Origin of the sequence: Sphingomonas sp. PP-CC-1A-547 (assembly GCF_003610375.1) — a bacterium.
In the GTDB taxonomy this organism is placed as follows: Bacteria; Pseudomonadota; Alphaproteobacteria; order Sphingomonadales; family Sphingomonadaceae; genus Sphingomonas.
The window spans coordinates 687,126-700,851 of record NZ_RAPZ01000010.1; the positions used below are offsets into that span (position 1 = coordinate 687,126).

The 13,726-nt window shown below is 65.3% G+C and carries 12 protein-coding genes; 5 read left to right on the plus strand and 7 right to left on the minus strand.

Annotated features, from left to right (window positions below; translation table 11 throughout):
- Positions 1-86: 86 nt before the first annotated feature.
- The 3 genes from C8J39_RS03970 (at position 87) to C8J39_RS03980 (ending at position 2,961) form a co-directional block, all read left to right on the plus strand.
- Complete coding sequence (locus C8J39_RS03970; protein ID WP_244647169.1) at positions 87-455, plus strand: hypothetical protein; 369 nt, start codon at positions 87-89, stop codon at positions 453-455.
- A gap of 272 nt (positions 456-727) precedes the next feature.
- Positions 728-2,437: a DEAD/DEAH box helicase gene (locus C8J39_RS03975; RefSeq protein WP_120299335.1), complete on the plus strand. Its 1,710-nt coding sequence runs from the start codon at positions 728-730 to the stop codon at positions 2,435-2,437.
- Positions 2,438-2,442: 5 nt separating this feature from the next.
- Positions 2,443-2,961 carry a thioredoxin family protein gene (locus C8J39_RS03980; protein ID WP_120299717.1) on the plus strand — a complete coding sequence of 173 codons (519 nt, stop codon included), beginning with the start codon at positions 2,443-2,445 and terminating at the stop codon, positions 2,959-2,961.
- A 582-nt stretch (positions 2,962-3,543) separates the two neighbouring features.
- Here C8J39_RS03980 and C8J39_RS03985 read toward each other — a convergent pair.
- The 7 genes from C8J39_RS03985 to C8J39_RS04015 form a co-directional block, all read right to left on the minus strand.
- Entirely contained in the window at positions 3,544-4,158 is a 615-nt protein-coding gene (locus C8J39_RS03985) for a glutathione S-transferase family protein (RefSeq protein ID WP_120299336.1), read from the minus strand.
- 162 nt (positions 4,159-4,320) lie between these two features.
- Positions 4,321-5,190, minus strand: coding sequence for a dienelactone hydrolase family protein (locus C8J39_RS03990; protein WP_120299337.1), 870 nt, complete (start codon positions 5,188-5,190; stop codon positions 4,321-4,323).
- Positions 5,191-5,224: 34 nt separating this feature from the next.
- Positions 5,225-6,289: an MBL fold metallo-hydrolase gene (locus C8J39_RS03995; RefSeq protein ID WP_120299338.1), complete on the minus strand. Its 1,065-nt coding sequence runs from the start codon at positions 6,287-6,289 to the stop codon at positions 5,225-5,227.
- 447 nt (positions 6,290-6,736) lie between these two features.
- On the minus strand, positions 6,737-7,414 hold the full coding sequence (locus C8J39_RS04000) for a DUF1013 domain-containing protein (RefSeq protein ID WP_055873545.1): 678 nt from the start codon (positions 7,412-7,414) through the stop codon (positions 6,737-6,739).
- A gap of 99 nt (positions 7,415-7,513) precedes the next feature.
- On the minus strand, positions 7,514-8,536 hold the full coding sequence (locus tag C8J39_RS04005; RefSeq protein WP_120299339.1) for a glycosyltransferase family 1 protein: 1,023 nt from the start codon (positions 8,534-8,536) through the stop codon (positions 7,514-7,516).
- 161 nt (positions 8,537-8,697) lie between these two features.
- The gene (locus C8J39_RS04010; RefSeq protein ID WP_120299340.1) at positions 8,698-9,582 is read right to left on the minus strand and encodes a UDP-2,3-diacylglucosamine diphosphatase; all 885 of its coding nucleotides are present in this window, start codon (positions 9,580-9,582) and stop codon (positions 8,698-8,700) included.
- A gap of 292 nt (positions 9,583-9,874) precedes the next feature.
- Positions 9,875-10,855: an NAD(P)H-quinone oxidoreductase gene (locus tag C8J39_RS04015; RefSeq protein ID WP_120299341.1), complete on the minus strand. Its 981-nt coding sequence runs from the start codon at positions 10,853-10,855 to the stop codon at positions 9,875-9,877.
- Between the two features lie 123 nt (positions 10,856-10,978).
- On the opposite strand from C8J39_RS04015, the gene C8J39_RS04020 reads away from it, so the two are divergent.
- On the plus strand, positions 10,979-11,173 hold the full coding sequence (locus C8J39_RS04020) for a DUF1192 domain-containing protein (RefSeq protein WP_056060574.1): 195 nt from the start codon (positions 10,979-10,981) through the stop codon (positions 11,171-11,173).
- A gap of 143 nt (positions 11,174-11,316) precedes the next feature.
- Complete coding sequence (clpA, locus tag C8J39_RS04025; protein WP_056060577.1) at positions 11,317-13,635, plus strand: ATP-dependent Clp protease ATP-binding subunit ClpA; 2,319 nt, start codon at positions 11,317-11,319, stop codon at positions 13,633-13,635.
- The last annotated feature ends 91 nt before the right edge of the window (positions 13,636-13,726 follow it).

A 13,726-nucleotide genomic window follows, 5' to 3' on the forward strand; every position in this document is an offset into this window, starting at 1 on the left:
CCCTGCTCGCGCTCGCGGGTCCCTTTGCTGTGGCATTGCGCGATGTACCGTCACCCGGGCAGTCTTCGGGATTCGAGCTTGATGGCATGCAGATCGCGCAGGTCTCGATCCACGAACGCATCATCATCCGCGTCCCCCGGATGAGCCGAGCCCCCGTCCGCACCTACGCGCCGCCGACCGAGTGGAAGGAGCATAAGGGCCCCAAATGCATCGCGGTCGACGAGATCGCCGGCGCCATGCTCAACAAGGATGGCGCGGTCGACCTGGTGATGGACGACACGACGCGGTTGCGCGCGCGGCTCGACGGAGACTGCAAGCCGCTCGATTATTATTCGGGGTTCTATCTGCGGCCGGGCCCGGACGGGATGATCTGCAAGGACCGCGATGCGATCCGGATGCGATCGGGTGCGCGTTGCGAGATCGAAGGGTTCAAGAGCTTGCGGGCGAAGAAGTAGCGGGGGGCCGGCCAGTCGCGTGTGTGGCGAACGCAGTCTCACCTAGCTCCGCCATCCTGACGAAAGTCAGGATCCAGAGTAACTGACGGTACGCTGCTTGGCTCTGGATCCTGACTTTCGTCAGGATGACGGGGGTTTTTGCGGAAATACGCCGCCCGCCGCCCGGTCCCCACCCTCGATTCACCGCGTTTCCTTGACATTTGTCGTTAAATCGGCGAGCGCCGGAACGCTTGAGGGCAGTGCATTTCACCCTCCATTTACCGGACATTTGCATGAGTTTTGCCGATCTCGGCCTCTCCGACGAACTGCTAAAGGCAGTCACCGACTCCGGCTATACCGAGCCGACCCCGATCCAGGCCGGCGCGATCCCGTCGGTGCTGATGATGCGCGACATCATCGGTATCGCCCAGACGGGCACCGGCAAGACCGCGTCGTTCGTGCTGCCGATGATCGACATTCTCGCGCATGGCCGCAGCCGCGCGCGGATGCCACGCTCGCTGATCCTCGAGCCGACGCGCGAACTCGCCGCGCAGGTGGCGGAGAATTTCGAGAAATACGGCGTCAATTCGAACCTCTCGATGGCGCTGCTGATCGGTGGCGTGTCGATGGGCGACCAGCTTGCCGCGCTCGAAAAGGGCGTCGACGTCCTGATCGCGACGCCGGGCCGGCTGATGGACCTGTTCGGGCGCGGCAAGATCATGCTCAACGGCTGTTCGATGCTGGTGATCGACGAGGCGGACCGGATGCTCGACATGGGCTTCATCCCCGACATCGAGGAAATCTGCACCAAGCTGCCGAAGCAGCGCCAGACGTTGCTATTCTCGGCGACGATGCCGCCGCCGATCAAGAAGCTGGCGGACAAGTTCCTGACCAATCCCAAGACGATCGAGGTATCGCGCCCGGCGTCGACCAACCTCAACATCAAGCAGTATCTGGTGCCGGTGCCGAGCCAGACCGCCAAGCGCGATACGCTGCGCCGCATCCTCGCGCAGGAAGAGGTGACCAACGCGATCATCTTCTGCAACCGCAAGACGACGGTGCGCGACCTCAACAAGGTGCTGAAGCAGGCAGGCTACAAGTCGGGCGAGATCCACGGCGACATGGAACAGCCGCAGCGGCTGGCCGAGCTCGAGCTGTTCAAGTCGGGCGCGGTGACGATCCTCGTTGCTTCGGACGTCGCGGCGCGCGGGCTCGACATCAAGGGCGTGTCGACGGTGTTCAACTATGACGCGCCTTGGCATCCCGACGACTACGTCCACCGGATCGGTCGGACGGGGCGCGCCGGGGCGACGGGGACGGCGTACACGTTCGTAGCGCCGGACGATGCGGAGAATATCGTCAATATCGAGAAGCTTACCGGGCAGACGATCGAGCGGTTGAAGGTTGCCGAGCCGAAGACCGCACCGGTCGCTGCCGTGGCGGAGGACGACGAGGTCGCGCCGCGTCGCGATCGGTCGCGGAACCGTCGTAGCGGGCGTTTGGAGGATGTCGCGCCGGATGCCGCTGCTGTGGACACTGGCCGCGAGCGGTCGCGGACGCGTCGTGTTCCGCGCGAGGACACGGTTGCGCCAGCGGTCATCGCCGAGGTGTTGGCTGCGGTCGAGCCAGTGGTGGCGAAGCGGCCGCGCTGGGAGCGGACGCCGATCGACGAGCCCGTGCCCGCGGTCAAGCCGCGCGTTGCGGAGCCCACACGGGTCGAGCCGGTGCAGGTCGAGCCCGCGTATGTCGAACCCGAGTATGTCGAACCGGTTCGCACAGCGCCCGTTCGGTCTGAGCCAGTGCAGACGGAGCCGGTGCGGTCGGAACCGGTTCGCTCGCAAGCTGTTCGTTCGGAAGTAGCAAAGGTCGAACCGCCTCGGACGGAGCGCATTCCTGCGGATCCAACCGGTGGTCGCCGCCAACCGGTCGCCGATACGCCGGCGGATGGCTGGAACGGGCCATTCCCGAGCTTCCTGAATGCCGTGATCGGAGGATATGAATGATGTCGATGCGCCGTCTCGCCGCGCTTGCCTTGCTCGCAACTGCCGTGGCCGCCCCCGCCGCGCCACGCGCGAAAGTCGTGGCGCCGCACGTCAACACGGCGAGCTTCGACAAGCTACCCCAGCCCTTGCCGCTGCCGTATAATGAGTCGGCCAACGCCAATGCGCAGGTTGCGGCGGCACGTGCACGCGCGCTGAAGACGCACAAGCGGTTGTTGATCGACCTCGGTGGCAACTGGTGCCTCGATTGCCGCCTGCTGGCAGGAACGATCGACCTGCCCGAGATGAAGCGCTTCGTTGACAGCAAGTTCGTTGTCGTGACGGTCGATATCGGCCGCTTCGACAAGAATGGGCAGATTGCGGCGGGCTACGGGATCAAGGGCCGCCTCAAGGGCGTGCCGGCGGTTCTGATCGTCGATCCGCGCAGCAACAAGTTGCTGAACGCCGGGCATGAGACCGAACTGGCGGATGCGCGGTCGATGGGGCCGCAGGCCTTGGCCGACTGGCTGGCGAAGTGGGCGGCCTGATCGGAATTTGAGAGTCGGCGTGCGCTGATTGACGCCTGGCGACTGACGCCGACATCCTTGGCTGATCTGGGTCGTGGTGGGCGTTGCCTCGCCGAGGCCGGCTCGATTGGATTTCGATCGACGATCGACGATCGGTGCCACGTCGTGAAGAAGTGGTTCCTGCTTGCCAGAACCGGGGTCGATAGACGGTATTAGCTGGCCGGTAGCCTTCTGGCCACGGCGGCGGTCACGCGGTCTGAGCCGCAAGCGTGTTTCCCCGCGAAGGCGGGGCCCCAGTCTGGGCTCCCGCCTTCGCGGGAGAACAAGGGGGCGGTAGCGATGTTGTTGGTCCGCAGGTACGGGGCCTGCCGGATCATGGCCGGGCCAATCCCGGGTGGTGGAACGAGTTTGCAACCTTCGAACTCGCAATACGCAATCGGTTCTGCCAGGAATCCAGTTGCAACACGCCCGGGCGGGCCAATAGCAGCGTCATCCTGACGAAAGTCAGGACCCAGGATACCAAAAGTTAGCGCCTGTGGCTCTGGATCCTGACTTTCGTCAGGATGACGGGTTGAGTGGCTGGTCGCACGCCGTCGGTCGACCTCAAGCTGCGGCTGCGATCAGGGCGTCGTCCAGATCTCCAGCCCGCTTGTACGCCGGACGCTCGATCAAACGGGCGGCATAGTCCGTGAAGGTTGGGCGCTTAGGCAGCCAGCCGAACTGCATACCCCAGATCACTTGCGATCCGACATAGACGTCGGCGGCGGTGGCGCGGTCGCCGGCGATGTACGGGTGCGCGGCAACCGCCTGTTCGAGGACGTCGATGACGCGGTCGAGGCTGCCATAACCGATCATCCGCTGTTGCGCGGCGTCCGGCACTACACCGAGTGCGCGGTTACCAACGGCCGCTTCGACGGGGCCGGCAGCGTAGAAAAGCCAGCGATAATAGTCGGCGCGTTCGTCATCGCGTGGCGCGAGGCCGGCTTCGGGGAATGCTTCGGCGAGATAGGCGCAGATCGCAGCACATTCTGTGATGGTTTTGCCGTTGTCGACCAGAGCGGGGACCTTGGCCATCGGGTTGATCGCGCGATACGCGTCGGCCTTCATCGATTTGTCGTAGTCGAGGACGACGGTCTCGTACTCGGCGCCGACCTCTTCGAGCATCCAGCGCGCGATGCGACCGCGCGACATCGGGTTAGTGTACAGGGTCAGGGCCATGCGACTCTCCTTGAGAACGGATCGTGAACAATGGTCTCATGGAGCAGGGGTTCGGTCAAGGCCGTGCAGAATGTTTCCCCGCGAAGGCGGGGATCCAGACTGGGCTCCCGCCTTCGCGGGAGTACAAGGATAAGGGGCGCCGTACAGTGGAGCCCCCTCACCTCACACCAGCGCCTTGTCGAACAGCGCGAGCATGCGGGCCCAGGCCTTGTCCGCCTGGACCGGATTGTAGACCTTTGAGTCGGGCGGGCACCAGCCGTGCATGGTGCCAGCGTACACCTCGATCTCGGCTGGGAGTTTCGCCGCGGCAAACGCGGTGCGGAGCGTGTCCTTCTCGGTCGGCGACCGCGCGTCGTCATTGGCGGCGATCGCGATGAGGTATTGCGCCTTCATCTGCGGGATCAGGAGGTGCGGGCTGTCGGGCTTGTCGGTGACGAAGCCGCCGCCGTGGAAGGTCGCGCCTGCGCGGATGCGGTTCGCCACGGCTGCAGCGGTGCGCATGACCATCGGGCCGCCCATGCAATAGCCGGTGGTGGCCATGCCACGCTTGCGATCGACCTGCGGTTGCGCGTCGAGGAAGGCGGCGAAGGCTTTCGCGTCGCGAACCGTCCCTTCGGACGTGAGGGCTTCCCGGAATGGGGCGATGCGGCTTTTGACTTCGGGTTGGTCGTAGGATTCGCCGGGCTTCAGGAACGGCGCCTTGGTCGAGCGGTAGAACTGGTTGACGACGAGCACTGCATAGCCCGATTGCGCGAGGCGGTCGGCCATCTGGCGGAAGGCGGGGCGCAGGCCCATGATGTCGGGCCAGACCAGCACGCCGGGGTGCTTGCCGGTGGCGGGCGCGACGAAATAGGCGTCGGCCTTGCCGTCGGGCGTTGCGATCGACACGTCGCGACCCTTGATGACCGCAGCGTTCGCGGGCGCGGGGAGCAACATCGTCAGGCCCATCGCGCCGGTCATCACGCCGAACTGGCGGCGCGAGACTCCGGCCAGATAGGCTTCGTTATCGTCTGCTGTATGCTCGTCGCACATGGGCCTATCCTCGTGAATTCGGCCGCATGCTAACTCAGGCCGCGCGCCACCACCATACGCCATCGTGCGTGTCGCGGGTCGCTCGGCCTTCGACTTCGAGGCGGCGGAGATGCGCGAGTGCCTCGCCGGTCGCCATGCCGAGCACGTCGGGTCCGATCGCGCGGCGGAACAGGCGGCCGAAACAGTCGACTGCGCGGCGGGGTTCGGCGAGGAAGACGGCGAGCTCGTCGAGCCGTTCGCGGTGTTCGCGGTCCATCGCGTCGAGACGGGTGTGGAGGCCGGTGAACGGGTCGCCGTGGCCTGGGAGGACGAGCAGGTCTGCTGGCAGCGTCTTTAGTTTGGTGATCGAGGCGAACCATTCGCCCAGCGGGTCGGCGTTCGGTTCGGTGACGCCTAGTGAGACGTTGGGGCTGATGCGGGGGAGGACCTGGTCGCCCGCGATCAGGATGCCGCCGGCTTCGTCGTACAGGCACGCGTGTTCGGGAGAATGGCCGGAGCCGGTGACGATCCGCCAGTCGCGCGCTCCGATGGTGAGCGTGTCGCCGTCTTCGATGCGGGTGTAGCTGAGCGGGAGCGGCGTTATGATCTTGCGGAAGCCGGCCCAGCCCTTGGCGGTGGCGTGGTCGATCTGCGCGGCGTCCCAGCCTGCGCTGCGCCAAAAGACGAGCATTTCGTGCGGGACGGCGTCGCGGGCGTCGGCGGCGAGCATGCGCGCGGTGAGCCATTCGGCTCGGGTCATGATGAGGGGGGCGGCGTGGTGGTCGCACATCCAGCCGGCGAGGCCGATATGGTCCGGATGGAAGTGGGTACCGATCATTCGCGTAATGCGAACGTCCGCCTTGGGACCTTTGAAAATGGCTTTCCATGCGTCGCGTGCGGCCGCGGTGCTCATGCCGGTGTCGACCAGCGCTTCGCCGTCGGTGTCGGCGAGGAGCCAGCAATTTACGTGGCGCAAGGGGCCGGGAATGTGGAGGCGGACCCAGTCTATGCCGGGGGCGACCTGCATCGTTTCGCCCGATGCGGGCTCCGCGCCGCCGAAGGGGTAGGTCAGCCCTTTGTGACTGGTCGGCGCCAAATCGGTGTCGGGTGCGGTTGCCATCCGTTGCGGTTAGCAACTGGATGTGGCCGGAGATAGTGCTGCTTGCAGCTGACCTTCTCTCGATCCTCCCCCGCTAGGGGGAGGTGGCACCGCAGGTGACGGAGGGGGAGGACACGGGACGGACGTTTCGCATGCCTCCCCCTCCGTCTGGCAAGTGCCAGCCACCTCCCCCTGGCGGGGGAGGATTAGGTTGGGTTTGGGTGAATTTGCCCGCGCTCCGTCACTCCGAACTGGTTCGGATCCTATCCGGTTGAAGCGGGGGAAGCTTGTTTCCCCGCGAAGGCGGGGACCCAGACTGGGCTCCCGCCTTCGCGGGAGAACATGGAGGCGCGGACTGTTCGACATCACGGCCGCCGCCTTGTGCGTCGACTAATCTCGCTAGCCGTATCGTATGAGGTTAGCGTGGGCTCACCCCTGCCCCCTCCCGCTTGCGGGAGGGGAAGTGCGTCAGCGCTTGAAGGGGTCGTCGAACAGCGGCTTGACGGGCAACACGCCGCCGTCTGCCACGAACTGCGCGTCCGCTGCCGCCTGGGTGCGTTCGGCGCGGAGCTGCTGGAGGAGCACTTCGCGGTCGCCTTCGAGGCGCGTGTCGGTCGGCGCTTCCATGCCGGCTGCCTTCGCCGCCTTCGCCACCGCTGCGTCGAGCTCGCGCTGCGAGGTCAGGCCGAGCGTGACCGGGTCCTTCGGCGTGATGTTGGCGATGTTCCAGTGGCTGCGATCGCGGATCGCGGCGATCGTCGTGCGCGTGGTGCCGATCAGCAGCGAGATCGCGCCGTCTGTGATCTCCGGGTGATTGCGGATGATCCACGAGATGCCGTCGGGCTTGTCCTGGCGCTTCGAGACCGGCGTGTAGCGCGGCCCCTTGGTACGGCGGACCTGCTCGGGGCCCTTGATCATCTTGAGCTGGTAATCGGGATCGGCGGCACCCTTGTCGATCTCGTCCTGCGTGACCTCATGCGCGCGCACGGGATCGCGGCCGGTCAGCTTGGTCGAGGTGGTGTCGTCGGCGATCGCCTGGATCTCGAGGATGTGCAGACCGCAGAAGTCCGCGATCTGCTCGAAGCTGAGCGCGGTATTGTCGACCATCCAGGCGGCGGTCGCGTGGGGCATGAGCGGCTGGGCCACGGCGGAAACTCCGTAAAAATAGAAAGGGCCGCCCCTTTCGGAGCGGCCTGACATGAGAGAGACTTAGTGCGCGCGGCGCTATCAAGCAAGCGAACAAGCTCAGGCGGCCATGAGCTTTCCTTCGAGGGGGACGAGCGCGTGGAGGAACTGGCGTGCACTGGCAGGCCAGCTGTAGCGCGCGGCATAGGCGGCGCAGGTGACGCTGTCGCGGGTCAGCGCGGTGGCGATCGCGATGTCGAGGTCTTCGTGCATCGCGCCGACGCGGTCGTCGAGGACGTCGATCGGCCCGGTGACCGGGTAGGCCGCGACGGGTGTTCCGCAGGCCAAAGCTTCGATCATGACGAGGCCGAACGTGTCGGTGCGGCTTGGGAAGACGAGGACGTCTGCTGTGCGATAGGCGGCAGCGAGGTCCAGGCCGGAGCGCTGGCCGAGGAAGACGGCGTCGGGGAAGCGGCGGGCGAGCGTGGCGCGCGCGGGGCCGTCGCCGACGACGACCTTGGTGCCGGGATGCGCGGAGGACAGGAACGCCTCGATATTCTTCTCGACCGCGACGCGCCCAACATACAGGAGGATCGGGCCGGGCAGCGCCGCTATCTCGGGATCGCGCGCGCCGTCGAGGCCGAACTGCGCGAAGTCGACGCCCCTGCCCCATTCGCGGACCTGGTGCAGGCCTTGGGCTGCGAGCGTTGCCGCGACCGAGGGCGTGGAGACTAGGATCGACTGGGCGGGGCGGTGGAACCAGCGGATGTAGCGCCAGATCCAGTCGGGGTTCGCGCCGGTGCGAGCGGCGATATAGTCGGGAAACTGCGTGTGATACGCGCTGGTGAACGGGAGCGCGCGGGCCAGGCACCAGTTGCGGGCGGCGAGGCAGACCGGCCCTTCGGTGGCGAGGTGAATTGCGTCGGCACCGAAGGCGGCGAGCATGCGACCAACGGCACCCGAGCGGGCGAAGGCGAGGCGAATCTCGGGGTAGGTCGGGCAGGGCATCGAGGCGAAGCGTTCGGGGGAGACTACCAGGACCTCGTGGCCGACGGCTTCGAGCTCGCGCTGGACCGACTGGAGGGTGCGGACGACGCCGTTGACTTGCGGGCTCCAGGCGTCCGTGACGATTGCGATACGCATCGTGTCTTCTCCGTTTTGCCCCTCTCCCATGGGGAGAGGGAGGGGCCCGGCCGGCGCAGCCGGGTGGGAGGGTGAGGGCACGCTTTAACTCGCGTCGTGGACTTGCCCTCACCCGCGTCGCTGACGCGACTTGCCCTCTCCCCGGCGGGGAGAGGGTTAAGTCAGGCGGCCAGGCTTATGACCTTGTCGCGTTCGCGGGCGGCGATTTCGTCGCCCCAGTGGAGCAGCTCCATGCGGCCGTCGAAATGCTCGACCAAGGCCGTGCAGCCCTCGACCCAATCGCCATCGTTGTAATAGGCGACCCCGGCGATCTCGCGCATTTCGGCGGTGTGGATGTGACCGCAGACCACGCCTTCGACGCCGCGGACGCCGGCGGCGTGCGCGACGACTTCCTCGAAGTGCGAGATGAAGGCGACCGCGTTCTTGACCTTCGCCTTGGCGTGCTTCGACAGCGACCAATAGGGCATGCCCATGCGGCGGCGCGCGCCGTTGACCCAGCGGTTGAGGCCCATCAGCATCGTGTAGGCAGCGTCACCGATATGCGCGACCCAGCGGTGTGCGAGCGTGATCGCGTCGAACTCGTCGCCGTGGAGGACCAGCAGGCGGCGACCGTCGGCGGTCTCGTGGATCGCGTTGCGGCGGATCGAAATGCCGCCCAGGTCGAGCCCGGAATATTGCCGGAACACCTCGTCGTGGTTGCCGGGGATGTAGACGACGCGGGTGCCGCGCTTGGCGCGCTTGAGCAGGCGCCAGATCACGTCGTTGTGCGCGGCGGGCCAGTAGAATTTCTTCTTGAGGCGCCAGCCGTCGATCATGTCGCCGACCAGGTACATCGTCTCGCTGTCGACGTGATCGAGGAAGTCGTTGAGCATCCCGGCGTTGCAGCCACGCGTGCCGAGATGGACGTCGGAAATCCAGATCGTACGATATTGGCGGCGTTCGACGACCGGCTCGGGTACGGCAGGCCGGGAGTGGATGAAGTCGGCGATATCGGTGATGTCGGCGCCAACGAAGCTAGATGGCGAAAACGTCGTAATGGCGTTCATGAGCCTGCCCCCGCAAAACTATCCTTGCCGCGAGTATTAGGCGAGTATTGTTACACGGTAGTCGCAGTCCGGTGACTGTTCCAAGTCATGGGCGAGGATAGATTGTTTTCCCGCGAAGGTGGGAATCGAGACTGGGCTCCCGTCTTTGCGGGAGAACAAGATACAATTCCACCCCGGCGAAGGCCGGGGCCCAAATGGGGATGCTGAGTAAGGACCCGGTGTGCGTCATCACAACGACCTTACCACTTGGGCCCCGGCCTTCGCCGGGGTGGCGGCATTAGTGGTATGCCCCTCACTCCATCGTCAGCACGATCTTCCCGACGTGGTCGCCTGCTTCCATCCGCGTATGCGCCGCCGGGGCGTCGGCGAAGGCGAACACGCGGTCAATTACTGGCTTCAGCTTGCCGGCCTCGACGTGCGGCCACACCGTCCGCGCGAGTTCGTCCGCCACCAGCGACTTGAACGCCGTGTCGCGCGGGCGGAGTGTGGAGCCGGTCAGCGTCAGGCGGCGGCGCATGATCTCGAACAGGGGGACGGTTGCCGTCGCGCCGCCCATGACCGCGATCGACACGTGGCGGCCGTCTTCCGCGAGGCATTGCAGGTTGCGGGGCACGTAGTCGCCACCGACCATGTCGAGCACCGCGGCAACACCCTTGCCGCCAGTGATCTGCTTCACGCGCTCGACGAAATCCTCCGACTTGTAGTCGATCGCGTGGGTCGCCCCGAGGCTCAGCGCCGCTTCGCACTTCGCCTTCGAGCCTGCCGTCACGATGATGTCGATGCCGAACACGTTGCACAGGCCAATCGCCATCGTGCCGATGCCCGAAGTGCCGCCGTGGACGAGGACGGTGTCGCCCTCCATCGCGTAGGCGCGCTCGAACAGGTTGGTCCAGACGGTGAAGAGCGTCTCGGGCATCGCCGCCGCCTCGACCATCGTCAGCGCCTCGGGGACGGGGAGGCACTGGCCGAACGGCGCGACCGCATATTCCGCATACGCGCCGCCCGAGATCAGCGCGCAGACGAGCTGGCCGATCTGTTCGTCGCCGACGCCTTCGCCGACTGCGACGATCGTGCCGGAGATTTCCATGCCGAGAATCGAGGGGGCACCCGGCGGCGGCGGATACTTGCCCTGGCGCTGCATCACCTCCGGTCGGTTGACCCCGGCGGCTGCCACCTTGACCAGCACCTCGCCCTGCCCCGGCTTGGGCACGGGACGGTCGACGAGGACCAGCACTTCGGGACCGCCGGGCTGTTCCGGATCGATCGCCTTCATCACCTCGGGTACACGTAAGTTACTGGATTGGTTTTCGGGTATCGCGGTCATTGCTCGTCACGTCCCTTTAGATTTCCGCGCCTTATTGACATCACTCGGGTGCGGGTCAACGTTACAGAAACTATGGAACCGGACGACACCCCCTCCCGTCCCGACGATCTGCTCGACGCGCTCGTGCGACAGGACCTCGATCCGTTGTCGGTCGCCGAGCTCGATGCGCGGATCACCGTGCTGCAGGGCGAGATCGCGCGCTGCCAGCTGAAGAAGGACCGCGCGGTCAGTCACCGCGCCAGCGCCGACGACCTCTTCAGGCGGTGATCGCGCTGCCCGCCTCCACAAGCGTCGCATTTAGGCAGCGCAGGAACGGACGGGGCCGGGTTCAAGTGCTTGATGCGACCGATATCAGTTCCGACATAGTGGCAAAGGACTCGCGTTCTCGCGGCCCGACAGGAGTATTGTAAATGCCATCATTTGCACCCGCCCTCGAGACCACGCTGCACAAGGCGCTCGAGGCGGCATCGTCCCGGCGCCACGAATATGCGACGCTGGAGCATCTGCTGCTCGCGCTGATCGACGACGAACATGCGTCGAAGGTCATGACCGCGTGCAACGTCGAGATCGGCGATCTGAAGAACACCGTCTCGCACTACCTCGACAGCGAACTCGATGCGCTGAAGGTCGATGCGGCGACCGATCCCTCCCCCACCAGCGGGTTCCAGCGTGTCGTCCAGCGCGCGATCCTGCACGTCCAGTCCTCGGGCCGCGACGAAGTGACCGGCGCCAACGTGCTCGTCGCCTTGTTCAGCGAGCGCGAGAGCTATGCCGTCTATTTCCTGCAACAGCAGGACATGAGCCGCCTCGATGCGGTCAGCTTCATCAGCCACGGTGTCGGCAAGGGCGGACAGCAGGCGACCGAAGCATCCACGCCAAAGGGTGCGGACGACGAGAAGCCGGCCAAGGGACAGGAGAAGGGCAAGACGGAAAGCGCGCTCAAGCAATTCACGGTCGACCTCAACGAGAAGGCCAAGAACGGCAAGGTCGATCCCCTGATCGGGCGCGGGCCGGAGGTGGATCGCACGATCCAGATCCTGTGCCGCCGGTCGAAGAACAACCCGCTCTATGTCGGTGATCCCGGCGTCGGCAAGACCGCGATCGCGGAGGGGTTGGCGCGGAAAATCGTCGAGGGCGATGTGCCCGACGTGCTGTTGCCTGCCGTCATCTACTCGCTCGACATGGGCGCGTTGCTGGCGGGTACGCGGTATCGTGGCGACTTCGAGGAGCGGCTAAAGGCGGTCGTCAACGAGCTCGAGAAGCTGCCAGACGCCGTGCTGTTCATCGACGAGATTCACACCGTGATCGGTGCGGGTGCAACGAGTGGCGGGGCGATGGATGCCTCGAACCTGCTCAAGCCGGCGCTGTCGGGCGGCACGATCCGCTGCATCGGCTCGACGACGTACAAGGAGTTCCGCAACCACTTCGAGAAGGACCGCGCGCTGCTGCGGCGCTTCCAGAAGATCGACGTGAACGAGCCGACGATCGAGGACACCATCAAGATCCTCGCGGGCCTGCGTTCGGCGTTCGAGGATCACCACAACGTCAAGTATACGCCCGATGCGATCAAGTCGGCTGTCGAGCTGTCGGCGCGGTACATCAACGACCGCAAGCTGCCGGACAAGGCGATCGACGTGATCGACGAGGTCGGCGCGATGCAGATGCTGGTGCCGCCGAACAAGCGCAAGAAGACGATCACGCCGAAGGAGATCGAGCAGGTCATCGCGACGATGGCACGCATCCCGCCGAAGTCGGTCTCGACCGACGACAAGTTGGCGCTGGCCACGCTCGAGACGGATCTCAAGCGCGTGGTGTTCGGGCAGAACGCGGCGATCGAGAAGCTGTCGTCGGCGATCAAGCTGGCGCGGGCAGGTCTGCGCGAGCCCGAGAAGCCGATCGGCAACTATCTGTTCACCGGACCTACGGGTGTCGGCAAGACCGAAGTCGCCAAGCAATTGTCGACGATCCTGGGCATTCCGCTCCAGCGGTTCGACATGTCCGAATATATGGAGCGGCATTCGGTCAGCCGTCTGATCGGTGCGCCTCCGGGCTATGTCGGGTTCGACCAAGGCGGTCTGCTGACCGATGCGATCGATCAGAACCCGCACTGCGTCCTGTTGCTCGACGAGATCGAGAAGGCGCATCCGGACCTGTTCAACATCCTGTTGCAGGTGATGGATAACGGGCGGCTGACCGACCAGCATGGCAAGTCGGTCGATTTCCGCAACGTCATCCTGATCATGACGACCAATGCGGGTGCCAGCGACATGGCACGCGAGACGGTCGGCTTCGGCAACCTGTCGCGCGAGGGCGAGGACGAGGTGGCCGTGACGAAGATGTTCACGCCGGAATTCCGCAATCGTCTCGATGCGGTGGTGCCGTTCGGGTATCTGCCGACCGAAGTGGTGGCGCGGGTGGTGGACAAGTTCATCCTCCAGCTCGAGCTGCAGCTGGCGGACCGCGGCGTGCACATCGTCCTCGACGACGAGTCGAAAGCGTGGCTGACGACCAAGGGCTATGACAAGCTGTACGGCGCACGGCCGATGGGTCGCCTGATCCAGGAGAAGATCAAGCAGCCGCTCGCCGAGGAACTGCTGTTCGGCAAGCTGGTCCATGGTGGCGAGGTGACGGTGAAGATGAAGGACGGCGCGCTGTCGTTCGCGATCGAGCCGGCTGCACCGAAGAAGCCGAAGAAGAAGGGCAAGACCGAGACGGTCGACGCCAGCTGACGATTATCAACCTGGTTCAGCGAGAGCTGGACCAGGTTTGATTTGGAAAAGCTGGATGAACAGCACTCCAAATTCTACCAATCCGCTTTCG

Excerpts from the sequence above, each read along its gene's own strand:
- C8J39_RS03970 (WP_244647169.1), top strand. The coding sequence starts at position 87 with ATGCAGATCGCGCAGGTCTCGATCCACGAACGCATCATCATCCGCGTC.
- C8J39_RS03975 (WP_120299335.1), top strand. The coding sequence starts at position 728 with ATGAGTTTTGCCGATCTCGGCCTCTCCGACGAACTGCTAAAGGCAGTC.
- C8J39_RS03980 (WP_120299717.1), top strand. The coding sequence starts at position 2,443 with ATGCGCCGTCTCGCCGCGCTTGCCTTGCTCGCAACTGCCGTGGCCGCC.
- C8J39_RS03985 (WP_120299336.1), bottom strand. The coding sequence starts at position 4,158 with ATGGCCCTGACCCTGTACACTAACCCGATGTCGCGCGGTCGCATCGCG.
- C8J39_RS03990 (WP_120299337.1), bottom strand. The coding sequence starts at position 5,190 with ATGTGCGACGAGCATACAGCAGACGATAACGAAGCCTATCTGGCCGGA.
- C8J39_RS03995 (WP_120299338.1), bottom strand. The coding sequence starts at position 6,289 with ATGGCAACCGCACCCGACACCGATTTGGCGCCGACCAGTCACAAAGGG.
- C8J39_RS04005 (WP_120299339.1), bottom strand. The coding sequence starts at position 8,536 with ATGCGTATCGCAATCGTCACGGACGCCTGGAGCCCGCAAGTCAACGGC.
- C8J39_RS04010 (WP_120299340.1), bottom strand. The coding sequence starts at position 9,582 with ATGAACGCCATTACGACGTTTTCGCCATCTAGCTTCGTTGGCGCCGAC.
- C8J39_RS04015 (WP_120299341.1), bottom strand. The coding sequence starts at position 10,855 with ATGAAGGCGATCGATCCGGAACAGCCCGGCGGTCCCGAAGTGCTGGTC.
- C8J39_RS04020 (WP_056060574.1), top strand. The coding sequence starts at position 10,979 with ATGGAACCGGACGACACCCCCTCCCGTCCCGACGATCTGCTCGACGCG.
- clpA (WP_056060577.1), top strand. The coding sequence starts at position 11,317 with ATGCCATCATTTGCACCCGCCCTCGAGACCACGCTGCACAAGGCGCTC.